The sequence below is a fragment of the Rheinheimera soli genome (genome assembly GCF_021290985.1).
Taxonomy (GTDB): Bacteria; Pseudomonadota; Gammaproteobacteria; order Enterobacterales; family Alteromonadaceae; genus Pararheinheimera; species Pararheinheimera soli.
Genome location: NZ_JAJOYU010000003.1, coordinates 41,700 through 67,630, shown reverse-complemented (window position 1 = coordinate 67,630; position 25,931 = coordinate 41,700). Strand labels below are relative to the sequence as shown.

Annotated in this window: 14 protein-coding genes; 7 read left to right on the top strand and 7 right to left on the bottom strand. The window is 48.1% G+C overall.

All coding sequences use genetic code 11. The features are described from left to right. From LSG37_RS03635 to LSG37_RS03605, 7 genes are all read right to left on the bottom strand, one after another. Entirely contained in the window at positions 1 to 2,091 is a 2,091-nt protein-coding gene (locus tag LSG37_RS03635; protein ID WP_233078519.1) for a winged helix-turn-helix domain-containing protein, read from the bottom strand. 65 nt (positions 2,092 to 2,156) lie between these two features. Next, positions 2,157 to 2,432 (bottom strand): hypothetical protein, encoded by a 276-nt coding sequence (locus LSG37_RS03630; RefSeq protein WP_233078518.1) that lies wholly within the window; start codon positions 2,430 to 2,432, stop codon positions 2,157 to 2,159. Between the two features lie 94 nt (positions 2,433 to 2,526). Then, positions 2,527 to 4,680 (bottom strand): winged helix-turn-helix domain-containing protein, encoded by a 2,154-nt coding sequence (locus LSG37_RS03625; protein ID WP_233078515.1) that lies wholly within the window; start codon positions 4,678 to 4,680, stop codon positions 2,527 to 2,529. A 17-nt stretch (positions 4,681 to 4,697) separates the two neighbouring features. After that, positions 4,698 to 6,959 carry a penicillin-binding protein 1B gene (gene mrcB, locus LSG37_RS03620; protein ID WP_233078514.1) on the bottom strand — a complete coding sequence of 754 codons (2,262 nt, stop codon included), beginning with the start codon at positions 6,957 to 6,959 and terminating at the stop codon, positions 4,698 to 4,700. Next, the gene (gene hrpB / locus LSG37_RS03615) at positions 6,956 to 9,415 is read right to left on the bottom strand and encodes an ATP-dependent helicase HrpB (RefSeq protein ID WP_233078512.1); all 2,460 of its coding nucleotides are present in this window, start codon (positions 9,413 to 9,415) and stop codon (positions 6,956 to 6,958) included. Before hrpB ends, mrcB begins: the two co-directional genes overlap by 4 nt. 96 nt (positions 9,416 to 9,511) lie before the next feature. After that, positions 9,512 to 10,801, bottom strand: a complete 1,290-nt coding sequence (gene pepB, locus LSG37_RS03610) for an aminopeptidase PepB (RefSeq protein WP_233078508.1) — start codon at positions 10,799 to 10,801, stop codon at positions 9,512 to 9,514. A gap of 79 nt (positions 10,802 to 10,880) precedes the next feature. Then, positions 10,881 to 11,690, bottom strand: a complete 810-nt coding sequence (locus tag LSG37_RS03605; RefSeq protein ID WP_233078504.1) for a sulfite exporter TauE/SafE family protein — start codon at positions 11,688 to 11,690, stop codon at positions 10,881 to 10,883. Positions 11,691 to 11,993: 303 nt separating this feature from the next. Between LSG37_RS03605 and dksA the strand changes: the two genes are divergently transcribed. The 7 genes from dksA (at position 11,994) to LSG37_RS03570 (ending at position 25,912) form a co-directional block, all read left to right on the top strand. After that, positions 11,994 to 12,443, top strand: a complete 450-nt coding sequence (gene dksA / locus LSG37_RS03600; protein ID WP_008897238.1) for an RNA polymerase-binding protein DksA — start codon at positions 11,994 to 11,996, stop codon at positions 12,441 to 12,443. Further along, a complete protein-coding gene (gluQRS, locus tag LSG37_RS03595; RefSeq protein WP_233078496.1) occupies positions 12,443 to 13,339 on the top strand; it encodes a tRNA glutamyl-Q(34) synthetase GluQRS in 897 nt (298 codons plus the stop codon). The genes dksA and gluQRS overlap by 1 nt, the downstream gene beginning before the upstream one ends. 76 nt (positions 13,340 to 13,415) lie before the next feature. Beyond that, complete coding sequence (pcnB, locus tag LSG37_RS03590; RefSeq protein ID WP_233078493.1) at positions 13,416 to 14,858, top strand: polynucleotide adenylyltransferase PcnB; 1,443 nt, start codon at positions 13,416 to 13,418, stop codon at positions 14,856 to 14,858. Then, complete coding sequence (gene folK / locus LSG37_RS03585; RefSeq protein ID WP_233078483.1) at positions 14,851 to 15,336, top strand: 2-amino-4-hydroxy-6-hydroxymethyldihydropteridine diphosphokinase; 486 nt, start codon at positions 14,851 to 14,853, stop codon at positions 15,334 to 15,336. The genes pcnB and folK overlap by 8 nt, the downstream gene beginning before the upstream one ends. Before the next feature lie 72 nt (positions 15,337 to 15,408). Further along, entirely contained in the window at positions 15,409 to 16,200 is a 792-nt protein-coding gene (gene panB / locus LSG37_RS03580; protein ID WP_233078482.1) for a 3-methyl-2-oxobutanoate hydroxymethyltransferase, read from the top strand. A gap of 13 nt (positions 16,201 to 16,213) precedes the next feature. After that, a complete protein-coding gene (gene panC / locus LSG37_RS03575; RefSeq protein ID WP_233078481.1) occupies positions 16,214 to 17,056 on the top strand; it encodes a pantoate--beta-alanine ligase in 843 nt (280 codons plus the stop codon). A 135-nt stretch (positions 17,057 to 17,191) separates the two neighbouring features. Beyond that, on the top strand, positions 17,192 to 25,912 hold the full coding sequence (locus tag LSG37_RS03570) for a glycoside hydrolase family 94 protein (RefSeq protein WP_233078480.1): 8,721 nt from the start codon (positions 17,192 to 17,194) through the stop codon (positions 25,910 to 25,912). Positions 25,913 to 25,931 lie beyond the last annotated feature (19 nt).

The following is a 25,931-nucleotide window of genomic DNA, read 5'->3' as shown; positions in this document are numbered from 1 at the left end:
TCACAAATCAGGCTCAGGATGCAGCCAGACAATGTCTGTGTCCTGAACCCTGAATTGCTCTGTAAACAGAGCGCCCTTCCCTGCTATCAAAGCATGAGCCGCTTGCGACAGCGGCCATTGTTGCTGTTGTTTAGTATTCCAGTCGTAATAATTTAATTCTGTTCCCTTGTCGGATAACCAATACAAACCGGTTTCAGTGCTGGCCCAAGCCTCTGCTGCCGTTGTCCGCCAGTTGATTTGCACTGGCAGTGTCATAAGCTGTCCTTGTTGCCATTGTTTCAGATAAGACGAATCCTGCTGCTGCACAACCAGGCTTTGATCCGGTCCGCACTGCACATTCACTATATCCGTCAACAGTTGACTCACCTTAGCTTGTTCTAGCTGATGTAATGCCCAGCCTCTCTGACCATAGGACGTCCAATACAAAGCGTCATTGCAAACGACAAAACGTTCACTGCCGGGCAATATTTCGGTCAAAGGCAACAACTCATCTTGCGCTGCTGAATACTCAAAGAGTTGTCTGTCAATCAATAGCACCAATTTGCCGTCAAACCATAACAGCTGCTGGATCGCCAACTGTGTTTTAAAATGGCTGATTTGCTGTGTATTTTGCCCGTCCGATCGCCACAGTTGAGGTAAACCTGAGCGGTCTGAGACAAAGAAATACTGGTCCTGTTGCACCAGCAATAAAGATTCGGATCTATTACTTTCCACAAAAGGCAGAGACACTATATGACTGCTCTGCTCCTGCCATTGCAACTGACGTAAATCCGTCACAGCTTGCGCTGGATAAACTGCCAGTAAAGACTGTTTCCATACAGAACTATCAGCCAGATTGAAGGTCATTTCACCAAAGACCCTGCTGTTGCCTGTACGCAGCGACAACACCTGAAGCTGGTGAGCAGACTTATTTACCAACAAGTCATGCTCTCCCCACCAGGTTAATTGATTCGCCGAGAAATCAAAGTCCGCAATAAGTTTCCAGTCCAAATCTGCCAGATCAAGTTCGATCAGCGAAGAACGACTGTAACCTACCTGAGCTAAGGCATAAGCGGTTTTATCTCTGACAATTAAATGACTGACACCCCGCCACCAGGCCGGAAACTGCATCAACAAGCGTTGCGAGCTGTCCTGCTGCCACAGCCAGAGTTGGCTTTGTCCGGTAGCCGGATCTAAATCCAGCCAATAGAGGCCATCGGCCGATATGGCTTGCCCTGCGGCGATAAACTGATGGCAGGAAAACAACGGAGTAGCGGCCGCAAACTGGGGTTTAACAGTTTTACGCCAGAACACACAATCCTGTTGCTGCTGAGCGCGGAATATAATCTGATTTGCATTGTCCCAATGTGGCTGAGAAAGCTGCTGAAAGGTTTGCTCATCACGGCGGGATTGCATCGAAGGTAATTGTTGCGCCACCCAGCGCCAATTGGATTCATTTGGCAACTGATGTTGAAATAGCAATAAAGACTGATCACTGGATAACAATGGCGTTTGTTCTTTACCGTCCAAAGCGCTGACAGGCGTGACTTGCAAGTAACGAGGTAAGGTTGCTTTTTCGTTCATTTTAATGACCAACAAAGCAAAACTCAGACTAAAAAGTAACAAGACTAAGGTACTGAACCAGATATAGCGAATACGTTTTAGTTTACTCTTTTTACCACTGTGCCAGCTGTCTATGGCGTGTTGAGTGCTGCGCAAATCCGCTGGAGCCGCTGTGTCTGGTTCTGCAGTATGACTGACTGGTGGCAAATCAACCGCTGCCACAGGAGCCAGCCAGCAGTAGCCTTTTTTCGACAAGGTTGCGATATAAGTCGGTTCCACTCTGCTGTCTTGTAAAGCACGCCTTAGTGCAGCTATGGCCCGGGTTAAAGATTCATCCGATCCAAGCCCTTCCCCCCAGACTCCGGACAGAAGTTGCTCGCGGCTGACCACCAGATCTTTATGATCGAGGAAAAAATTAAGTAGCTTATGCAACCGGGGTTCCAATGTCAGCACCTCCGGATCAGCGGATGCTGACAGAGGCTGTAATTGACCAATGGTACGCAGATACCGCCATTGACCAAAGGTCAGGTAGTCTGCTGTATGTTGCATAAGGATCCGCCTACATAAACAAGTAGGCGGATTATAACCAATTCAGGCGAAAAGTAGAGCGGGAGTTATGCGGCTTTGCGAACTGTTTCTGTTTGCAGTTGCTGCGGCAGCACCTGGTCCGTCACTTCAACATCACGGCAAAATGGCCAGTTGTAACATGACGCTATATATTGTTGTTGCTCTGTTGTTTGCTCAGTAATTTCCACGTCACGACAAAACGGCCAGTTGTAACATGAGGCTATTGTAGCTGGTGCCACACCAACAGGCGCAGCGTTACCGCCAGAAACTAAAGAAGTAGAAGCAATTAAAGCAGCAGCAGCGATAAATTTAATCAGTTTCATAATAGAGGTTCCAATGTTGGGTGGTTGAATTTGACCACCAAAGTATCGGTTCCGCTAAAAAACATAAACTGATGAAATTGTTATAAATTAATGATTAATTTATGGTTTCTAACTCTAATTTAGCGATATCCAAATCCTGACTTTCACCTATCACCATATAAATATATTGACCATCATGGCTTAAAGAGAAACGGGACGAATGCAAATCAGAGACTAAAGCCATTGGTGTTAGACTTTTATCCTGATAAGAGTAAAAAAATAACTCACTTTTCAGTTGATTATTGGTCGCAGAAAAGTAGATACCATTTTCTCTTAACACAAAAGAGGAAGACTCAGCAAACATCAGACGCTGAACTTCATCACTAAGGGGTTCCTCTCCCTGCTCAGTTAAAATACTGTATTTACCTGTTACCGTACTTCGTTTTAACTGATGATGGCTGCCTTTACTTTGCACAAATAAGTCCACACCATCCAGATAAACCTCTGGCGGGTTCTTCGTGTCCAGTAAATAAGACATCACCTGCCAGTTGCCTTTATTATTCACCGTGTAAAACACATTATTGGTTTGCTGACCCCAGCTTAAATTTTTAACCACCTCACCTTTTGCACTGATTTTTTTAGACTTACCTGCTAAATCAAATAACCAAACTTCCTGATCAATCAACACCAGCAGTTGCTTGCCATCTCCTGAAAATTCCATATCAGAAATCACCACAGAACTTTCAAACTGACTAATCATCTGTTGTGTGCCATTCGGATAAAATAACCAGATTTGCGGTAAACCAGTTCGCATAGAAACAGCTGCTGTGGGGCCGTCCACTGTAGGGTTAGCCTCAACCAACCGTTCGCTGCGATTGGACTTAAACACTATTTCTTCTGAGGCTATTGGATTAGTCATAGGATTATTAAATTTTTTAATATAATAATTGCCATAACGCCCTATCGAGCCATAAAACTCACCGTCGCCTCCTAAAGCAATTTCATAAGCCTGATTATTGGTTAAAGCCACCGTCTGTTGCTCAGCTGTGTTGATATTCACACTTTCAATATTCCATTTATGAGCAGGGTAATAAATAAACTCATCGTTATGACTCCATGCCAGATCTCCCGGATAACTATGCTTTAGATGCAGCAATAACGAAGTTTCTCTGCTATTTAAATCCATAATCCAAATTTGCACTGAGTTACTGGCCACATCCCGCAAAAAGGCTATTTTATCGCCGCTATACGAATAACGGGCAGTAAAGTCACCCATACCAGTATTGCCAGGCAACACCAGTTGGGTTTTGCTGCCGGACGCTATATCCAGCGAAAAAATAGCCATACGTTGCTTGTTGTTTTCATCACTGCTAAACAACAAAGATTTTCCATCAGGAGCCCAGGAAATACGGGTCGAAGTACTGCCGCCCCCGCAGGACGCTAACAACTTATCTTCCGTCGCCGAAAGGCCAGGTTCACCGGTAAAAGTTAGCAGCCGAATTTCACAGGACTCACGATACTTAAGGCGCTGATAAGCAATAGCTTTGCCATCTGGCCGAAAACTGGCACCAAAATCGTGGGAGTCACTATCTGTTAATTGTTGAGTCTGATGCGTCTGCAAATTTTGCAGCATCAGTACATTAGAATGATCTTTATCTTTCTGATAACTGTAAACCAGAAAGTTTTTATCATTTGAAATAGCAGGATAATACTCAAAACCATCCAGCGAAGACACCGGGCTCCAGTTGACAAAAGGGGCTTGCTGTTGCACTGAAGAGTGGCTTGGCCAGAAGATCCAACTGGCCAACAAGCCTAATAGTAATGTAGATACAGTTAAAGCTGCCCACCAGATGCGGTTGATTTTACGTTCCGCTGCACTTTGAGGTTCATCCTGACGATCGGAAGCCAGAGCGATTTGTTGCTCCTGCTCAATCACTTTAGCAATAAAACGGTAGCCGCGTTTTGGAATGGTTTCAATATAACGCGGCGACTTTACGTCATCACCCAATACATCACGCAAGATACTGATCACCCTGGCAACACGGCCATCAGTGACAGAGGTCATTCGCCAGACTTCTTTCAGTAATTCTTCTTTACTGATCAAACGGCCTGAGTTCAGTAGGAAAAAGTTTAATACGCTTTGGCACAAATGATCGAGATCAGCCACTTCACTGACTTCCATTCTGTCATTTAGCTTTGCCAGCTTATCCAGCTGCGGCAAATACCACCACTCTTCAACTTTTAACTGCTTCTCTGGCCTGAACGACATAAGTCAATAATTCCCGTTTATTCGCATTCCGTAAGTAGTGTCGCATTGACAACTTTTGGCAACAACAGAGTTCCGCCACAATGATCGGCTACAGCCCTGCCCGTGCTGGCAGAAAAACGCCCTAAAGTGACATCTGGTGGCACAGCTCTGAACAAAGAGTTCGGAGGCACCATTCTGAAGTACTGACTAAATAAGGTTAAAGCACCCGAACCACCTGTCAAACCTATAGATTTATTATCATCTCGTCCTAACCAGATGGTGACCGAGCTTTCATGCTCAAAACCTGTAAACCAGCTGTCTTTGTGATCACTGGAGGTGCCGGTTTTTCCCGCAAAACGTATACCGGAAAACTGATTTGCCAGAGTTTTTGCAGTACCGCTGCGGGTGCTTTGCTGCATCGCATATTGCAACAGGTAGTCTGCTTCTTCTGTAACTCTTTGTTGCACAATGTTTCTGCGCTGATAAAGCATAGTACCGTCAGTTTTAGTAATTGACTCTATACTGGCTAATTTTATATAACGGCCTTTATTGGCAATAACCTGATACAGCTGTGCTACTTCAGCAGGAGTCAGCTCTACCGCCCCTAAGAAGGCTGCCGGCTGCAGTTTCAATTCACGCTCAAGCCCCAAACGTTGAAAGCCATCCTGCAATGCAGGTAAACCTAGTTTTAAACCCAAACGCACTGTAGGGACATTGAGTGATTCGGATAACGCCTGGATCAAGGTGACCTGGCCGCGGAACTTCTTATCAAAATTCTGTGGACTCCAGCCCTTCGGATTGCCTTTCAGATGGATAGGGCTGTCATCCAGCATAGTCGCCAGACTAAACTGATTAGGTTTCGCCAGCGCCTGCAAATACAGTACAGGTTTTACTATACTGCCAATCTGACGACGGGCATCTAAAGCTCTGTTATAACCAGCAAAATGCACGGCTTTGCCACCCACTATGGCTTTGTATGAACCGGCCTGATAATCCGTGACCACCATAGCTGCTTCCAGTTTGCTATCCAGCTCAGACAAACGTTGTTTCACTGTATGCTCTGCTGCAAGTTGAGCCTGGGGATCCATATAAGTAAAAATCTTCATACCGCTTTCAATGGTAGCCGGATCTGTCACTAAATCCTTCAGTTCACGTTTTACTGCATCCAGATAAGAAGGTGATCGGCCTTTTAAATGATGACCCATAGGGATCACGGCCAAAGGTTTACTGACAGCACGATTATATTCAGCCTCTGACAGTAACTTTTCGTTATGCAGCATTTTCAGTACCAGATCACGCCTGCTTTTTGCTCTGGCGCCAAAACGACGTGGGTCGTAATAAGACGGACCTTTTACAATAGCCACCAGTAGCGCATATTCTTCCGGCAATAACTCATTCAGCGGCTTGCCAAAATAAAATTTACTGCCCAAAGCAAAACCATGCACTGCATTGTTATGGAACTGGCCGATAAATATTTCGTTCAGATAGGCTTCAAGAATTTGATCTTTGCTGTAGCGGTAATCAAGGATCAGCGCGATCAGTGCTTCGTTTACTTTGCGGATCAATGTTTGTTCAGACGTCAGATACATGTTTTTTGCCAGTTGCTGAGTCAAAGTCGAGCCGCCCTGCACTGTTCTTCCCGCTTGCAAATTTGCCCAGAACGCTCTGATTACAGACCAGACTGATACACCATGATGTTGATAAAAATCACGATCTTCTATCGTCAGCAAAGCGTCTTTTATGTGCTCAGGCAGGTCAGCCAAAAACACCATTTCTCTGTCTTCTTGTTCGGAAGATACCAAATGCTGAACCAGTTGAGGTTCAATCCGGGCTTTTTGTACCGACTTTTTCAGCTGATGATCATAAATGTTATGCACTCTTTGACCGGCAAAAGACACAGTAAAAGCTTCTTCCTGATCATAACCATCGGCAAACTGAAAAGCGCGGCGAAACACCACCACTTTATCGCCACTCTGACTGTATTGCCCCGGACCTTTGACTGCATCCACAGCTCTGTACTGCAGTAAATCAAGCTCACTGATTAATTGCTTTTGTGTCAGACTTTTACCAGGTATTAACTCCAGACTACGGGCATACACCTGAGCCGGAAACTGCCATTTATGGCCAGAAAACAAAGTGGTAATTTTGCTGTCCAGATAAATCAGGTAGATAAATAAAGTGAGCAGCAACACCAGCCCTATTTTCAGGCCAAGCCACAACATTTGCCTGGCAAACTGGGAGCCTTTGGTGTTTTTAGCGGCTGGTTTTTTTCTTGGGGTACGGCTTTGTTTTTGAGTCATTTTTGCATAGCTTTTTTAGTTTTATTGGTCGGCATGGCGTCTGCAGGATTGTCTGGCCAATAGTGTTTTGGATAACGACCTTTCATTTCCTTCTTCACTTCAGCATAACTATTGGCCCAGAAACTGGCTAAATCCTGCGTCACCTGTAAAGGGCGACGCGCCGGCGACAATAAATGAATTTTCATGGCTAAACGCCCGTTTGCTACAGCAGGAGTATCTAGCTGACCAAACATTTCCTGAATTCGGATCGACAAAATGGCTTCTCCTTCGTCGCTGTAGTGAACAGGGATCATAGATCCCACAGCTGAACGCCAACTGTCTGGCATGCAGCTATTTAACAGCTGCTGCTCTTTATAAGTTAAACGTTGCCACAATAAAGTGTAAAGATCTAACTTATTCAAATCATTCAACTTTGTAAACTTGCCCAAAGCGGGCGCTAACCAGACTTCAGCATCAGCCCACAAGCTATCTTCATCCACCTTGGGCAAATGATGTTCAGGCATATAAACTTGCATAAGCTGCAGCCTGTACCGCACCTGCAGGGCTTGCTCTGTCCAGGCCAAAGACTGCAAACCTTGCTGTTTTAACCAATCCAGCCAAGCCTGTTGCTGTTGTGTTTCTGTTAGTTTGATATTCAGCGGTTTACGTTCCAGCACACAACTGCCGAGTGTTAAACGTTGTTCTGCGATAAAACGCCCTTGCTGAGCATCAAAACCCACATACTGCTGTTGTTGCAAATCAGCCCGCCACTCCTTTATCAGCTCTGCCATGCTCCATCGGGCTGCCAGACTAATTTGAGTACTCTGACCAAAATACAAATCACAGATCACCAGTACTTCAGCGCCAGACAAAGGGCTATCCGGAAACAACGAAGCTCCGGCGCTGTTGGTCAGCAGATAACCTTTGCCTCGTAACAGCGCTATTCTGTCAGGGAAAGCGCGGCTTAGTAACACGGCCGTTAAGTGCTGTGGTAAAAAAGCACAGACTTTAACTTGATTCTGCTGCGCCAGTTGTTTTGCCTGTTGCAGTAAAGCGCCATACAAGGGTTGCTGCAGCAACTGATCGATATCCTGCTCCCGGCTGCGGTTTGGGTTTTCCAGCAGAGTAGCCAGCACCACGGCCAACCAGGCAGCCCCTTGCTCACCTTGGTGTTCCAGCTCTTTACCATGCAGCACTAAAGCCGCCAGTCTGGGTTCAGTACCTGTAGCTAACAACTGTCTGCCAAAGTCGGTGATTTGGCCTTTGTTCGTGATGGCTTTCAGTTGCAACAACACCCAGGCTGCAGATTTCAGGTTGGCTTGTGGCGGTTGATCCAACCAGAAGAGTTGCTCTGCTGAACAGCCCCAGGCCGAGATTTCCAACAGCAGCGACGTTAAATCCGATTGCAGTATTGAGGCTGGAGTAAAGGCAATACGGCGTTGCCACAGCTCGGCACTATCAAGGCGATAACAAATGCCTGCCGATAAACGCCCTGCCCGACCCGCTCTTTGAATAGCAGCGGCCTGGCTGATAGCGACAGTGTCGAGCCTGGTTAAACCATGTTTCGGATGATACACAGCCTGGCGACAGAAACCGGAATCGACCACCACTTCAATACCTTCAATAGTCAGACTGGTTTCAGCGATATTAGTGGTCAGCACCAGTTTACGCCGCCCCGCAGGACTTGGTGCTATGGCTTGCTGCTGCTCAGCCAAAGTTAAAGCACCGGATAAAGCATAAATATCTAAGTTGCTGTCTCTGCTTTGCTCCAATAACCAGTCCTTTGCCTGATTAATATCTCGCTGGCCCGGTAAAAAGGTCAGAATACTGCCCTGATGTTTGATACTTGCCTGCAAGCTTAGTCTGGCACTTTGCAACCAGATGGGTTCAGAACTCGGCGGCTGATACAGAATATCCACCGGATAACTGCGACCTTCGCTGCTAAGCACAGGTGCATCTAAAGCCGCTGCGAGTTTTTGTTGGTCTAAAGTGGCGGACATAATTAGCAGTTGAAGCTCGCTGTTAAGCTGCTGCACTTCCAGCGCCAAAGCCAAAGCTAAATCGGCTTGCAAAGAACGTTCATGAAATTCATCAAAGATAATCAGGTCTATAGCTGCAAGCTCTGGATCCTGCTGAATTTTTCGGATCAACACACCTTCTGTGACTATCAACAGTCGGGTATTTTTACTGACACTTTTCTCATAGCGGATTTGATAACCCACCTGCTGGCCCACGGCTTCGTTCAACTGGCTGGCCAGATAACTGGCAATGCTTTTAGCCGCCAGACGCCTCGGCTCTAACAGTAGAATAGTTTTGCCTGCAAAATTAGCATCTTTAAGCAAATACAGGGGTAGGTAGGTTGATTTACCAGCACCTGGCGGCGCAGATAAAATCACTTTGTTGTGCTGTTTCAGGCTCTGAACCAGCCTTGGGCAAATCTCTGCAACAGGTAACAAATCAGGTCTCGCAAAAAACAAAAAGCAGCCTTATCTTAGCTGCTTTTTTCGTTGAACCGAAGCCAGAAACAAACTTTATGCGGCTAACTGCTGCCTTAAACAGCAATTAGCCAACAATTATTCCTGTGTCAGAGTTTGAGCCACTAAACGAATGCCCATACCTGTAGCGCCAGCGGCCCAGAAACCATTCGCTGAGTTATGGAAAGCTGCGGCTAAATCTAAATGCACCCAGCCTTTGCCATCGTTAGGCACAAAACGGCTTAAAAAGCCTGCCGCATTGCTGGCGCCACCAGTACCACCACCTTTCACAGGACGGCTGTTGGCCGTATCGGCATAAGGTGAAGGACATTGGCCTTGGTGCCATTTCTCCAGCGGCAATTGCCAGGCACCTTCCTGCACTTGTTCGGCATAACCTAACACCCGTTGTGCTAAAGCTTTATCCAAAGCAAAGACTGCATTGTATTCAGAACCTAAAGCATTCATCGCAGCACCCGTTAAAGTGGCTGCATCAATAATCAATCCGGTACCAGACTCTGCAGCTTTCTGCAGACCATCAGCCAGCACTAAACGGCCTTCGGCGTCTGTATTAACGATCTCTACTGTCACACCATTTTTATAGGTCAGAATATCGCCCAATTTAAAAGCGCCACCTGAGATCAGGTTTTCAGCGCAGCATAAAATCAACTGCACTCTTTTGTTTAAACCCTGCAATATCGCCAAAGCTAAAGCGGCTGTGACAGTGGCTGCGCCGCCCATATCACATTTCATGGTGACCATGCCTTCACTGGCTTTAATCGAATAACCACCCGAATCAAAAGTAATACCTTTACCTACTAAAGCGGCAAACACAGCAGCGTCAGCTTTACCTGTAGGGTTGTAATCCAGCACCAACATAGCAGGAGCTCGCTCACTGCCACGGCCGACCGCATGAATACCTACCCAGCCTTGTTCTAATAAGGCTGAGCCTGCAATAATTTCGCTGGACACTGTACCTGCTGGTGCAATTGAGCTGATAAAAGCCGCAGCCTGCTCTGCCAAAGCCACAGGAGCTAAATCTTCAGGCGTCTGATTGATAATGGCTTTAGCCCAGCTAAAGGTTTGGTGCAATTGCTGCAACTGTTGCTGTTCTGCTTCAGTGCCTGTCCAGCCAATAGCGCCAAGCTTTTTCGCGTTACAAAACCCCTGATACAAAGCCCACTGACTGTCGACAGTCCAGCCGTCACCTGCCAGTTGAAATTGTTGAATGCCCAAAGCATCCAGTTGACGACCGGCTTTTTGCACAGCGCGTAAATCAGCAGCTTTGACATGCAATTGATAGCCAGTTGCGTCTGGTGTCAGCAGCACATTTTTGCCCCATTTGGCGTCTGCAACAGCACTGCTTAAACGAATTTGGATCAGATCAGACATAGTATTTATTCTCTTCATTTCTGGATATAAAGTCCGGATAACCTATAGGCCCGAGTGTATCACAGGCCTTCACAGCCCTTTAAGAGGTTAAGACGCTATGTAACATTTTAGCGCTTAATGCGATAAGCAAGGCGGCAAATACTTTCTTTAAAGTAGCCACAGGCAAACGATGCGCCAGCGAAGCGCCAAGCGGCGCAGTAAAATAACTGACAGCAGCAATCAGTAGCATAGCCGGCAGATAGACATAACCCAGACTGTAGTCTGGCAACACGGCATCTGTCGAAGCACCAGCGAGGAAATAGCCCAAAGTACCGCTGATAGCAATAGGTAAGCCCACTGCGGCAGAAGTGCCAATGGCCTGCTGAATTTTGACATTACACCAGGTTAAAAAAGGCACAGTCAAAGAGCCACCACCTATAGCCACTAAAGCAGATACGGCACCAATAACCAGACCTGTAAGACTAAATCCAACCAGTCCGGGCAATTGCCTGCTGGCTTTGGGTTTGACATTCAGCAGCATCTGCAGCGCGACATAGCTCATAAAACAGCAGAAAAATATCGCCAGTGCCAAAGAAGATAAAGCAGCCGCCAGATAAGCGGCGGCCACTGTGCCTATTAAAATAGCCGGAGTTAATTTCCAGACCACTGGCCATAACACAGCGCCATGCTTCTGGTGACTGCGCATACTAGAAAAGGAAGTGACAATGATGGCAGCCATCGAAGTGGCCAGAGCCATATGCACAGATAATTCAGCAGGAAATTGTTGCGCTAAAAATAAAGCTGTTAGTACTGGTACCATAATACCGCCACCGCCAACCCCTAATAATCCGGCAAAAAAACCTACAGCGGCACCCAGCAGCAAATAAGCAACAATCCATTCAATGGCCATATTAGCCTGCCTTTTGGTCAGAAAAAGAGCCTTACTTTAACAAAGACAAGTGGTAAAAATCTTCAGTTTTTAACAAGTTAGTTTAGGTAGAGCAGAACAATGCTTCCCAACAGGTGTTTCAGCGGTTTAGAGTGTGTTTTTTTTAAACGCAGTCAAATTTGTGGACTGCAGGAAAAAAGGTGACGGGGGCGGTTCTGCTCTGTATACTTCGGCGGCTTTTTTAATAGTGATTGCAGCTGTCATATTTTTCTGCTATCACTAGCCGCCAACTTTTTGCTTGGCACTGTTTTACAGGAGATGATCATGCCAGAAGGCAAAACCGTAAAAACCTTGGGACTGTTAGCCCTTGCTGGCGTAGAGCCATATCAGGCCGCGCAAGGCGAAGAATACATGAACCCAAAACAGCTGGACCATTTCCGCCGCATTCTGGACGCATGGCGTCAACAGTTACGTGAAGAAGTGGATCGCACCAAAAACCATATGGCCGATGAAGCAGCAAACTTCCCGGATCCAGTGGATCGTGCTGCTCAGGAAGAAGAGTTCAGTCTGGAATTACGCGCTCGTGATCGCGAACGTAAATTACTGAAAAAGATTGAAAAAACTCTGCAGAAAATCGAAGACGAAGACTTTGGTTACTGCGACACCTGTGGTATCGAAATTGGTATCAAACGTTTAGAAGCCCGTCCTACCGCCGATATGTGTATCGACTGTAAAACGCTCGCTGAAATCAAGGAAAAACAACTGGGCGGTTAATGATGCCTGTTGTACCTCCTGCTTACAGGGGCCGGTTTGCGCCATCGCCATCCGGCCCTTTGCATTTTGGATCCCTCATTGCTGCTGTGGGCAGCTATCTGCAAGCTAAATCCCAACAAGGCCAGTGGCTGGTGCGGATGGAAGATATCGACAGTCCCCGTATGCAATCAGGTGCAGCCGACAGTATTTTACGTACCTTAGAGCGCTATCAATTGTTATGGGATGGCGAGGTTTGGGTGCAAAGCCACAGATTAGACCGCTACCAGCAGGTACTGGAACAATTAAAACAGCAACAACTCACTTACGCCTGTAACTGTACCCGATCCCGTATTCAAAGCCTGGGCCGAGGTTATGATGGTTTTTGCCGCGACAAAAACCTGGCTGAAGGCACGCTTGCATGGCGCTTAAAAGCGCCTGCCACAGACACAAGCTTTATCGACAAACTGGCAGGGGAAATACAAATCCCGGTCACTCTTGCCGCTGAAGATTACATTTTAAAACGCCGTGATGGCTTATTTGCCTACCAGTTGGTGGTGGTGGTGGATGACATGGATCAAGGCATTACTGAAGTAGTGCGTGGTGCAGATTTAATTGATTTAACCACCAGACAACAATCGCTGTTTCATTTACTCGGCGCAGCAGCACCTGATTATCTGCATTTGCCTTTGGCTGTGACTGAACCTGGCTTTAAACTCAGTAAACAAAACCATGCACCAGCAGTAGAATTCTGGCCAGTCAGTGAGACTTTAACTGCAGTTTTACGGTTTTTGGGTCATCCGCCGCCAATGGAATTAACAGGGGCAGATGCCAAAGAATTGTTGGCTTGGGCCGGTGCACACTGGCAGATCAGACAAATACCGACACAAAACGAACAAAAAGCCGCAGATTTTTTATAAAGCATCAGGCCGCACGTTCTATTTTTCTGGCTGCTGCGGTATCATTAGCCGCTTTTTTCATCGAGTTCATTTATAGATGCTCACAAGGAGTACTGCCATTATTTCGCGAGTCCTGGATTTTTGCCGCCGCACCCTTGGCAGCAAAAGCGTTGAGATCGTTGCTCAACCCAAAAAAAGCCGTCAGTCCATTCTGCCAGAGCTGAAAAAAATCTCCCGTGATGCTCATTCTGTGTCGCGCAAAGACATCAGCCCCAATGCACTCAAGGTGTTATACCGCTTAAAAGATGCAGGTTATGAAGCCTATCTGGTTGGTGGTTGTATTCGTGACATTCTGCTTGGATTAAAACCAAAAGATTTTGACGTGGTGACCAATGCTCACCCTGAACAAGTGCGCCAGGTGTTCAAAAATAGCCGTCTTATTGGCCGCCGTTTCCGTTTAGCACATGTCGTATTTGGCCGTGAAGTGATTGAAGTCGCTACCTTTCGTGGCCACCATACAGGCGATGATGAAACCAGCCCTAAAGCCAGCCAAAGTGATGCGGGCCAGATTTTACGTGACAACGTCTACGGTACTATTGAAGAAGACGCAGAACGTCGCGACTTTAGTATCAATGCCTTGTACTACTCAGTCGCTGACTTTGCTATTTACGACTTTGCTAATGGCATAGAAGCCATAGCGCAGCGAAAAATTGAGCTTATTGGCGATCCTGAAACCCGTTACCGTGAAGATCCGGTGCGGATGCTGCGGGCTGTGCGTTTTGCTACCAAGCTGAATATGGATATAGCGCCAGAAAGCAAAGAGCCAATTAAAGAGCTGGCTGTGCTTTTGAAAAACATTCCGGCAGCCCGTTTATTTGAAGAATTCCTTAAGTTATTTATGGCGGGCAAAGCCTTTGATAACTTTGTGATGCTGAATGACTTAGGCATTATCAAACAGCTATTACCACAATTGGCCAAGGTGTTAAAACAAGACAGCAATGGCAAAGTCTTTAACATGATTACCAAAGCCATGCAGGACACAGATCAGCGGGTTGCCATTGATAAACCTGTGACTCCGGCTTTCACCTTTGCCGCTTTGTTATGGTATCCGGTAGAACAACGCGCAGAAAAACTGCTGGTTGAAAGTGGTTTAAACGAAGTCGACGCACTGAATATTGCCATGATGGAAGTGCTGGACGAAGTGCAGCGTTCTATCGCTATTCCAAAACGTTTTAGCCTGACCATTAAAGACATCTGGTTCCTGCAAAGCCGTTTGAGTAAACGCGCTGGCCGTCGTGCCTTTAAATTGATGGAACAGGTGAAATTCCGTGGTGCTTACGATTTCCTGCAACTGCGTGCGCAAGCCGAAGGCGGCGAACTGCTTGAACTGGCCAACTGGTGGCAACGTTTCCAACAGGATGATGAAGCTGGCCGTGAAATTTTAGTGCAAAACCTTGGCAAAGAAGGCATTGAACGTAGGCCACGCCGTCGTCGCCCGCCGACTAAACGCCGTCCACCTGGCCCTGCAGCAAATGGCTGATACGCTTGTTTACATTGGGCTGGGAGCTAATTTAAACCAGCCTGTGCAACAATTAGAACGCGCAGTCTTAGCCTTGCAGAACATGAAAGAGACTGAACTGGTGCAGGTCTCTGGTTTTTATGGCTCCAAACCTATGGGGCCTCAAGACCAGCCGGATTACGTCAATGCAGTAGCTTTGCTGAGCACCCGCTTATCTGCCGAAGACATGCTGACTCAGCTACAACAAATTGAACTGGAACAAGGCAGGCAGCGCAAAGATGAACGCTGGGGGCCTCGTACTCTGGATTTGGATATTCTGTTGTTTGGTGATGAACTGATTCAAACCGAACGTTTAACAGTGCCACATTACGGCATGAAGGTCCGTGAGTTTGTGCTTTATCCGCTGGCAGAACTAAACTTAAGTTTGGTGTTACCTGATGGCACTTTGCTTACCGAATTACTGGCCACAGTGCCGCGCAATGGCCTGAGTCGTCTCTGATAACTTGCGCAACTTTTGGTTTTATGCCAAGGTGCGCCCCGAATTATTCCCTTGTGGTCGGATGAGAGAAAAATGGCAAAAATTACCACTGCTCAATTGCTGAAGTTGAAACAAAAAGGCGAAAAAATTACCGCCTTGACGGCCTATGATGCCAGTTTCGCTAAATTGTTTGCCGATGCCGGTGTGGAAGTTATTCTGATCGGTGACTCTTTGGGTATGGTGTTACAGGGCCATAGCGATACGCTGCCAGTCACCACTGCCGAAATTGCGTACCACACCCGCTGCGTCCGCGCAGGTGCGCCTTTGGCTTTTGTCATTGCCGATATGCCTTTTATGAGTTACGCCACAGTGGAACAGGCGATGCAAAACGCCACGCCACTGATGCAGTCTGGCGCTAATATGGTCAAGCTCGAAGGCGGTGATTTCTTACTGCCCACCATCAAGGCTCTGACAGAGCGTGGTATCCCGGTTTGTGGTCATTTAGGTTTAACTCCACAGTCTGTGCATGTCTTTGGTGGCTTTAAAGTGCAGGGCCGCGATGAGCAGGCAGCTGATTTAATGGTGCAACAGGCAATAGCCTTACAGGAAGCTGGCGCTCAGCTTTTGGTGGTTGAATGCATTCCATCCGCTTTAGCTGAACGTATTTCCAAAGCTCTGGTTATTCCGGTAATTGGCATAGGTGCAGGTAAAGAAACCGACGGCCAGATTTTAGTGATGCACGACTTATTAGGCATCAGCTCTGGCTATATTCCAAAATTCTCCAAGAACTTCCTGCAGGAAACCGGTGAAATTAAACAAGCCATCGGTAAATACATTCAGGACGTGAAACAAGGCCAGTTTCCTGGTCCGGAACATAGTTTCTAAAGGTCAGCTTCCTATGTTAATGATTCAGGATACAGCCCAGCTGCGAGCCCTAATACGCCAATGGCGTCAGGCGGGCGAACGTATTGCTTTTGTGCCCACCATGGGCAACTTGCATCAGGGCCATTTGCAACTGGTCGATACGGCTAAACAACATGCCGACAGAGTCATTGTCAGTATTTTTGTCAATCCAATGCAGTTTGGTGCCAATGAAGATTTAGACAAATACCCCCGCACTTTAGATCAGGACTGCCAGGGCCTGACTGAACATGGCGCTGACGCAGTGTTCACCCCCACGCCTGCGATGATCTATCCACGAGGTCTGGATGTGCAGACTTTTGTTGAAGTGCCGCTGTTAGGCGATTATCACTGCGGTGCCAGTCGTGCCGGACATTTCCGTGGCGTATCCACCATAGTCACTAAACTGTTTAATCTGGTACAGCCTGATATCGCCTGTTTTGGCCAGAAAGACTATCAACAACTGGCGATTATCCGCCAGATGGTGGCTGACTTGTCCATGCCTATTGAAATCATTGGGGTGCCAACAATCAGAGCTGAAGATGGTTTGGCATTAAGCTCTCGCAATGGTTATTTGACAGCGGAACAACGTGCCACAGCACCGGCTTTGTACCGCACTTTACAGTGGATGAAACAGCAGTTAAATCAAGGCTTCAGCGATTTACGCGCTTTGGAGCAACAAGCAAAAGAGCAGCTTGCTGCCGCTGGTTTTAAAGCGGATTACATTAATATCTCCAATCGCCAAACCTTAGTACCAGCGACAGATAAAACAGCTGCTGTGGTCATACTGGCGGCTGCTGCTTTGGGCAATACCCGCCTGATTGATAATATCGAAGTCTGACTCTCAGAAAAACGATCTGTGGGCCAGAGCCAAAGCTCTGGCTTCTTATACCATCCAGTCTGTACGACAACGAACTGAGAAAAAACCTCTGCTGTTCTAGCCTGTTAGCCTTCTCCTCAAGCAGGCTTTCGCTTTATGAATTCATTTCTGCATACAGCCTCTGGTTATGCCCAACTCTTTTGGCCTGAAAAAAATACTTTAGTCTGGCAGGATAAAAACCCGGTTCGCGCTGAGCTTTTTAGTGTTGAACGGCTGGAGCAACATGCAGTCAGTCTGGCGACAGAACAGCGGATCCTCGATAAAAAACAAAGTGCTTCAGGCTGGCGTGACTGGCAAAGCCCTTTGCATACCCGGCTGGATAGCAATGCAACTGTGCTACTGGCAGCCTATCGCACCAGTGCAGCAGAACTTACAGCAGGTCACGCTATAGTTCCGGCCGCCGAATGGTTACTGGACAACTACCATCTGGTCGACCAACAGATCCGTGAAATTTATGACGATCTGCCCTTAGGTTTTTACCGGCAATTACCCAAACTGCAACAAGGCCCTTTTGCCGGCTATCCCAGAGTTTTTGCCATAGCCTGGGCTTTTATTGCCCATACCGACAGTCATTTTGACCCCGTTATTTTGCAACGTTTTTTAAATGCTTATCAGCAAGTGGATGTTCTGACTATTGGTGAGTTATGGGCCGTTGCCATTACCTTGCGCATAGTGCTAATTGAAAACTTACGCCGTTTAACAGACCAAATCAGTCTGGGTTTAACAGACAGAACTGCGGCAGACCAGCTTGCTGACCAGTTGCTACAACCCGAAGCCAGTCAACAGGCGCTGCATTCTTATATCCACACTCTGGCAGACAAAGCATTAAGCCATACCTTTGCGGCTCAATTGGCTAAACGTTTACGAGGACAAGACCCTCATAGCACCCCGGCTTTGCATTGGCTGGAACAACGGCTACTGCAACAACACAGCAGTATTGAACTGGTGGTGCTTTACGCGCAGCAAAGGCTGGGCGCATCCAACGTCAGTGTGCGTAATGTCATGACCAGCATGAGACGTATCTCCGCGATAGACTGGTCTGAATTATTTGAGCAAGTCAGTCTGGTGGACAGATATTTGTGCCAGCATAGCGTAAGCGCTGCTTGTCAGGATCCATCGAAACTCAGCACCTTTGCCTCAATGGACTTTGCCAGCAGAAATTTATACCGCAGTGCCATCGAACAATTGGCTCGTGGCGCAGACTTGTCCGAATTTGATGTGGCCAGAGCCGCAGTAGAAACAGCTTTATCTGCAGAAGCTGGAGGAGATCCGGTACAACAAGCACGCGAAGCTGATCCCGGTTATTACCTGATTGGCGCTGGTCGTCTGAAGTTTGAACATCGTATCGGCTTTCAGCCTGGCAGGGGCTTAACACTGCGCAGAGCTTTGGCCACGACAGGACTGGCCGGTTATTTAACAACTCTGGCTCTGCTTACTCTGGCTTTTTTAGCTATAGCAGCAGTGTTTCTCTCTGAGCAGGCTGATTACAGTCTGTGGTGGTTAATGCTGGTCTCTCTGGCTGTATTACCTGCCAGTGAACTTGCAAGCGCACTGCTCCAGTGTTGTATTACCCGCTCTAAAAACCCAATTTTGCTACCCGCTTTAGATTTAACCTCTGGGGTACCCACAGCATTGCGTACTTTAGTGGTGGTGCCATGCATGCTGACGAATGAAGCGGATGTAGAGGAGTTAGTCTCCCGACTGGAAGTACATTATCTCTCTTGTGGTGCAGGTGATTTAAGCTTTGCGTTATTAACAGACGGCCTGGATTCAGCAGAGCAGGAAGTGACCACAGATCAAGCTTTATTGCTACTTGCCAGCACGCTAATCATGCAGCTGAATCAAAGATACCCGGCAGGTCCTGCAGGTTCTGCGTTTTTATTGTTACACCGCCGCCGTTTATGGAACGAAAAAGAACAGCTCTGGATGGGCTGGGAGCGAAAACGAGGCAAATTGGTGGAGCTTAATCAATTACTGCGTGGTGCAACTACCACCAGCTTTATGGATAGCTCAGCCGAATTACCACTGTTATCAAACAAGGTTCCGTCCGGGGTCCGTTATGTCATTACCCTGGACGCAGATACGCAATTGCCCAGAGATGCTGCACTGCGGATGGTGGGCAAGCTGGCTCACCCGTTAAACCGGGCTCAGTTTTGCCCAACACAGCAACGGGTGATCAGCGGCTATGGCTTGTTGCAGCCGAGAGTGACACCAGCTCTGATTTGTGGTCAACAAGGTTCGGCTTACCAGCTGCTGTATTCAGGCCCTGCAGGTTTAGACCCTTACGCCGCTGCAGTATCAGATTTGTATCAGGATCTGTTTGCTGAAGGCTCTTTCACAGGCAAAGGTATTTATGATGTGGATGCCTTTAGCGCCGCTATGACCGACCGTGTGGCTGACAATACCATGCTCAGTCACGACTTATTTGAGGGGATCTATGTTCGTGCTGCTTTAGTCTCTGATATTGAAGTGGTCGAAGATTTCCCGGCTCGTTACGACGTTGCGGTCAAACGCCAACACCGTTGGACTCGCGGTGACTGGCAACTGTTGCCTTGGTTAATGGGTCGTCCGCCAAAACAGCAAAGCCCATCATCCACGCCACACACATTGCCGCCGCTTGGACGCTGGAAGATGCTGGATAATATACGCCGCTCTTTAGTGCAACCGGCCTGCTTTATTTTGCTGCTGTTATCTGTGCTACTGCCATTTTCTGCTGCCCTTGCTGCTTTGCTGTTGATTGGTTGTGCTCTGATGCTGCCCGCTTTATTGCCCTGCAGCATGAATCTGTTGCCGCACCGCAAAGGTATTCAATTGCCAAACCATTTGAATAACCTGCTGACAGATTTCAAACAGGCCTTGAGTACAGGTCTGCTGAGTCTGGTGTTTCTGGCCGACCATAGCTGGCGCATGCTCCATGCTATTGGCATTACTTTGTATCGTCTGTTGGTGAGTAAAAAACATCTGCTGCAATGGACCACTGCGGCGCAAAACCAGCGCGATTCCAGCTTAACCTTGCCCAGATATTATCTGTTGATGGGCCCCGCTGTAGTGCTGGCCTGTGCTGGCCTTGGTTTTCTGCTATGGCTAAATCCGTCCAACTGGCCACTGTTTTTACCTGTACTACTGCTGTGGTGTGCAGCTCCTGCTGTGGCTTTAGCCTTAAGTAAAGCGGTTCGCCTCAAAGCTGCTTTGCAGCTGTCAACCCTCCAGGAAACTGAACTACGCCTGATCGCCAGACGCACCTGGCGCTACTTCGAGCGCTTTGTCACAGCAGAAGATCATATGCTGCCACCGGACAATTTCCAGCAACAGCCGCAACCTGCAATAGCCCACCGCACTTCGCCGACCAACATAGGTATGTATTTGTTATCTGTGGCGGCAGCACGGGACTTTGGTTGGCTTACAACAGGTCAGGCGATACAAAGACTGGAAGCTACTTTTGCGACTATGACGCAACTGCGTACCTGCCATGGTCACCTTTTTAACTGGTACGATACCCGTGATTTACGCCCGCTTGAACCTGCTTATGTCTCCTCAGTTGATAGCGGAAATCTGGCAGGTCACCTGATTGCTCTGGCCAATGCCTGTGATGAATGGCAACAACAGCTCTGCAGCCCGTCCGCCAGCACAGGTTTATGCGATAACTTAGCTTTGGCGCAACACAGCCTACAACAAGCTCCTGAAGCCATGCTGCAAAGCCAAAGTGGTTTGCAGCTCCAGGCTATTCTGAGTCAGCTGAATATAGTGCTGCAGCTACCGGATTGCTTGCAGCACCAGCAAGAGCAATTAACAGAACTCTGCCAGCAAGCCTTGCTGATTGCCAGTGCACGACAAAGTGCCCCCTTTCAGCGCGACACTGAGCACCAAGTGTCAGCTCAGCACAGCCTGATCTTTTATTTACAAGCCTTACAACAGGCTTTGGCGGAACAACTGGCACAGCTGCATTTGTCCGCCGCAGAACAACAACAGCAAATACTGCAACTACAGAAGCTGGCAACAGAGTCGCGCCAATTTGCTATGGCGATGAATTTCGCCTTTTTTATCGACCCGGAGCGCAATTTATTATCCATAGGTTATGCGGTGGAAGAAAACCGGATGGATACCAGTTGTTACGATCTGCTGGCCTCTGAAGCCCGCCTTGCCAGTTTATTTGCCATAGCCAAAGGGGATGCAGACAGCAAACACTGGTTCCGTTTAGGCCGCAGCGCTACCCCTTTGGGTTATGGCTCAGCCTTATTATCCTGGTCAGGTTCTATGTTTGAATATCTGATGCCCTCGTTGGTGATGAGAGCAGCAGCAGGCAGTTTGCTGGAGCAAAGCAACAGACTTATTGTTGAACGGCAAATCAGTTATGGCCGCCAGTTGGGTATTCCATGGGGCATTTCCGAATCGGCTTACAATGCCAGAGATTTGGAATTTACCTATCAGTATTCCAACTTTGGTGTACCTGGTCTTGGTTTAAAACGTGGTTTGGCGGAAAACAAAGTCATAGCGCCCTACGCTACTGCATTGGCCACTATGGTCGATCCTGTGGCCGCCTGCGCTAATTTCGAGTTGTTAAAACAGTCAGGCGCTTTGGCCGATTATGGCTTTTTTGAAGCCATAGACTACACCCCTTCCCGTTTACCGGACGACACCTCTTTCGCTTTGGTGCAAAGTTTTATGGCGCACCATCAGGGCATGACGATAGTGGCCATAGCCAATACCTTGCAACAGGGCCTGATGCGTGGCCGCTTCCACCGTGAACCTATGATCCAGGCTTGTGAGTTGTTATTGCAGGAGCGACTGCCACGTTATGTCGCTATAGCCCATCCCAAAGCAGAAGAAGTCAGTATTGCAGCCAACTCTGCTGCAGCACAGCAACTGACAGAACGCAGAATGCATGCAGCGGCTTCTGGCCCTCCGTGCAGTCATGTGCTGTCCAGCAGCGGTTATGCCGTGATGTTAACAGCAGCAGGCGCTGGTTATAGCCGCTGGGGCAATATAGCCATCAGCCGTTGGCGCGAAGACAGCAGCAGAGATCCCTGGGGAGCTTTTGTGCTGTTGCGGGATAAACAAAGTGAGCAGATCTGGTCCAGTACCCTGACGCCAGAGCTACCGGCTCTCGCCAGTTCTGATCACTCCACCTTCAGCCAGAACACTGCACCTGTTGCTATCTTCAGCGAAGATCATGCCGAATTCAGCCGCCAATACCATGATCTGACCTGTACTGTCGAAGTGGTAGTCTCCACCGAACATCATGGCGAAGTCAGAAGGGTTTCGCTGATCAATCACAGTAAATTCAGCCGGGATATTGAATTAACCTCCTATGCAGAGGTGGTGTTAGCCCCTGTCAGCACAGACAATGCCCATCCTGCTTTTGCCAAATTATTTGTCCAGACCGAATTTGTCGCCGAGTTTGGCGCTTTAGTTGCCACTCGCCGTTTACGTTCAGCCGATGAAACTGCTGTATTTGCCGCTCATTTTGCTGTGGTAGAAGGTGAGATTTGTGCGCCCTTACAATACGAAACCAATAGGGCCTTATTCTTTGGTCAGGGCCATTATTTAGAAGACGCAGCGGCCATGCAACACAAAGCGCTGACCAACAGCAGCGGCACTGTCCTGGATGCAATTTTTTCTTTGCGTCAGTCTGTGCGTATAGCTCCTGGCCAAGTCTGCCGTGTAGCGTTCTGGACTTTAGTCGCTTCATCGCGGCAGGAATTACTGGATCTGGTGGATCAACATAATGAACGCAGCGCTTATGACAGAGCCTGTACTTTGGCCTGGACCCAAGCTCAGGTGCAATTGCGCCATCTGGCCATCAGCGTTGCCGAAGCTGCTGATTTTCAGCGCCTGACAGGCCCGCTTTTGTACAATGATCGGCGTTTCAGAGCTTCAGGCGCCGCTATTACGCGAGGTGCAGCAGCCCAGTCAGGTTTATGGCAACATGCAATTTCCGGCGATTTACCTATAGTACTGCTGCATATCGATGATATCGAAGACTTGTCTGTGGCACAGCAACTGCTGCGGGCCCACGAATACTGGCGCATGAAACAGCTGGCGGTGGATTTGGTTATTATCAATGAAAGAGCAGCGTCTTATGTACAGGAATTACAATCAGCTATCGAAACTCAGGTGCGCAGCAGTCAGAGTAAACCCAATCTGGGCTTACGTTTAGCCGGAGGCAGTGTGTTTTGCCTGCGCGCGGATTTAATGACAGTCGAATCCAGGGCTTTGTTAGCAGCAGTTGCCCGTGTTGTGCTTTATGCAAACCGCGGTAGTCTGGCCACTCAGTTAAGCAGGATCCCCGCAGCTGCAGCTGAACCTCTGAGGATCAATACTGCTAAAGCAGCCAGACTGCCGGAACAGGAACAAAAGGCTGAGCCACAACTACAGTTCTTTAATGGCTTAGGAGGCTTTAGTAAGGATGGCCGCGAGTATCATACTCATATGCAGCAGCATCAACGCCCTCCTATGCCCTGGATCAATGTGATTGCCAATCCGGCTTTTGGTTTTCAGGTGTCGACTTTGGGCAGTGGTTATAGCTGGTCAGAAAATAGCAGGGAAAACCAACTGACCCCATGGTCAAACGATCCTGTAACCGACCCTTGTGGTGAAGCTTTTTATGTGCAGGATCAGGGCAGCTCTGAACTGTTAAGCCCAACAGCTCAGCCTATCAATGACGGCGGTTTGTACAACGCCTGCCATGGTTTTGGTTACAGTAAGTTTGGCCATCAGGCCTCTGGTATAGACATGCAATTATTGCAGTATGTGCCAGTGGCTGATCCTGTGAAAATATCACGTTTAACCCTGACCAATAACTCAGCGCAAACACGAAATTTAACAGTCACAGCTTATACCGAATGGGTATTGGGCAGAGACCGCAGCGCCAGCAGTGCATTTTTACAAAGCTTTTTGCATCAGGACAGTCAGGTCATGCTGGTGTCTAATCCATGGAATACGGCTTTTGCCGGTCGTATCGCTTTTGCCGCCTTAAGCCGTCACAACACCACTCCGGGTTCTGTCGATCTGCTGTCTGGCTGGACAGCGGATCGCACCGAATTTATTGGCAGGCATGGCTCTTTGGCCAGCCCTTTGGCCTTAACCTGCGCACAGCCTTTATCCAAACGCAGTGGTGCAGCTTTAGACCCCTGCACCGCCTTGCAACTTGAACTCAGTCTGGCACCGGGAGAACGTTGTGAACTGGTGTTTTTGTTGGGGCAATCAGCCGACAGCCAGAGTGCAACTGCTCTGGTAAGGCAATATCAGCAGCTGGATTTACACAATGTATACCAGCAAGTGTGGGATTTCTGGCAACAAAAGCTAAACGCTGTACAAGTGAAAACACCGGATCCAGCAATGAACATTATGCTGAACGGCTGGTTGTTGTATCAAACCATCGTTTGTCGGCTGTACGCCAGAGCGGCCTTTTATCAGGCCAGCGGTGCTTATGGTTTCCGCGATCAATTACAAGACAGCATGGCGCTGAGTTTTGCCGATCCGGCTTTTGCCCGTCAGCATTTGTTAAAAGCAGCTGGGCGACAGTTTATTGAAGGCGATGTACAGCATTGGTGGTTACCCCATTCAGGCGCAGGTGTACGCAGCCGGATTTCTGACGATAAAGTCTGGTTAGTGTTCGCCTGCGCCACCTATATACAAAGCTCTGGCGATCAGGCTGTACTGACAGAACAACTGCCCTTTCTGCAAGGCCCGGCGCTGACGGCCGATCAGCACGACGCTTTTTATCAGCCTATGCCGTCGGATCATAGCGCGTCTTTGTTTGAACATTGTGCCCGTGGGCTGGATCTTTGTATCGCTCATACCGGGGAGCTAGGTTTGCCATTGATGGGCTCTGGCGACTGGAATGATGGTATGGATTTAGTGGGGGCTGAAGGTAAAGGCCAGAGTATCTGGCTGGGCTGGCTGGTACTGGCCAGCATTAAACTGTTTTTGCCTTTTGTGCCCGATGAAGAACAAGACAGAGCCAGTCGCTGGCAGCAGTATGCTAAACAATTAACACAAGCGCTGGAGCAGCATGCATGGGACGGCGAATGGTATAAAAGAGCGACTTTTGATCAGGGCAACTGGCTTGGCAGCAAGGCATCGCCTGAATGTAAAATTGATTCTATTGCCCAGTCATGGGCTGTCCTGTCTGAAGCAGCACGCCCCGACAGAGCCAAAGTGGCAATGGCTTCAGTCGGCAAGCATTTAATCAACATAGAACAAGGTTTGGCCCTGTTGTTCAGCCCACCTTTTGAACATATTGAACCCAACCCAGGTTATATCAAAGGTTATCCGGCAGGCTTACGCGAAAACGGTGGCCAATACAGTCATGCCGCCATGTGGGCTATTTTTGCCTTTGCTAAGCTGGATCAAGCGGAAAAAGCTACAGAGCTGTTTCAGATGCTCAACCCCATTCAGCATGCGCTGACGCCAGAAGCTGTGACTCGTTATCAAACCGAACCTTATGTGGTTTCTGCTGATATTTATTCAGTTGAGCCTCATAACGGCCGGGGTGGCTGGAGTTGGTACACCGGAGCAGCGGCCTGGATGTACCGCTCTGGTATTGAAGCTATTTTAGGCTTAAGCCGCAAAGGTCAATGGCTGCAGTTTGCGCCTTGTATTCCAGCGGCCTGGCCGGGCTTTAGTATCAGCTTGTCTGTTGCCGGTACAGTCTATCAACTGGAGTTGCAGCAACATCAGTCTGTATCTTCAGTCACTCTGGATGGCAAGGACATAGCTGCAGACCCACAGTATTACAACGAGGGAGTACTGCAATTACCACTGGATGCCAAACACCATCTGTTAGTTTGGTGTATCGCAGCACAACCCCAGTAAAGTCTTAGAGCGTATTGAA

What these genes read in the sequence shown, in the direction of transcription:
- LSG37_RS03635 (WP_233078519.1), bottom strand. Translation starts at nt 2,091, where the DNA reads ATGCAACATACAGCAGACTACCTGACCTTTGGTCAATGGCGGTATCTG.
- LSG37_RS03630 (WP_233078518.1), bottom strand. Translation starts at nt 2,432, where the DNA reads ATGAAACTGATTAAATTTATCGCTGCTGCTGCTTTAATTGCTTCTACT.
- LSG37_RS03625 (WP_233078515.1), bottom strand. Translation starts at nt 4,680, where the DNA reads ATGTCGTTCAGGCCAGAGAAGCAGTTAAAAGTTGAAGAGTGGTGGTAT.
- mrcB (WP_233078514.1), bottom strand. Translation starts at nt 6,959, where the DNA reads ATGACTCAAAAACAAAGCCGTACCCCAAGAAAAAAACCAGCCGCTAAA.
- pepB (WP_233078508.1), bottom strand. Translation starts at nt 10,801, where the DNA reads ATGTCTGATCTGATCCAAATTCGTTTAAGCAGTGCTGTTGCAGACGCC.
- LSG37_RS03605 (WP_233078504.1), bottom strand. Translation starts at nt 11,690, where the DNA reads ATGGCCATTGAATGGATTGTTGCTTATTTGCTGCTGGGTGCCGCTGTA.
- dksA (WP_008897238.1), top strand. Translation starts at nt 11,994, where the DNA reads ATGCCAGAAGGCAAAACCGTAAAAACCTTGGGACTGTTAGCCCTTGCT.
- gluQRS (WP_233078496.1), top strand. Translation starts at nt 12,443, where the DNA reads ATGATGCCTGTTGTACCTCCTGCTTACAGGGGCCGGTTTGCGCCATCG.
- pcnB (WP_233078493.1), top strand. Translation starts at nt 13,416, where the DNA reads ATGCTCACAAGGAGTACTGCCATTATTTCGCGAGTCCTGGATTTTTGC.
- folK (WP_233078483.1), top strand. Translation starts at nt 14,851, where the DNA reads ATGGCTGATACGCTTGTTTACATTGGGCTGGGAGCTAATTTAAACCAG.
- panB (WP_233078482.1), top strand. Translation starts at nt 15,409, where the DNA reads ATGGCAAAAATTACCACTGCTCAATTGCTGAAGTTGAAACAAAAAGGC.
- panC (WP_233078481.1), top strand. Translation starts at nt 16,214, where the DNA reads ATGTTAATGATTCAGGATACAGCCCAGCTGCGAGCCCTAATACGCCAA.
- LSG37_RS03570 (WP_233078480.1), top strand. Translation starts at nt 17,192, where the DNA reads ATGAATTCATTTCTGCATACAGCCTCTGGTTATGCCCAACTCTTTTGG.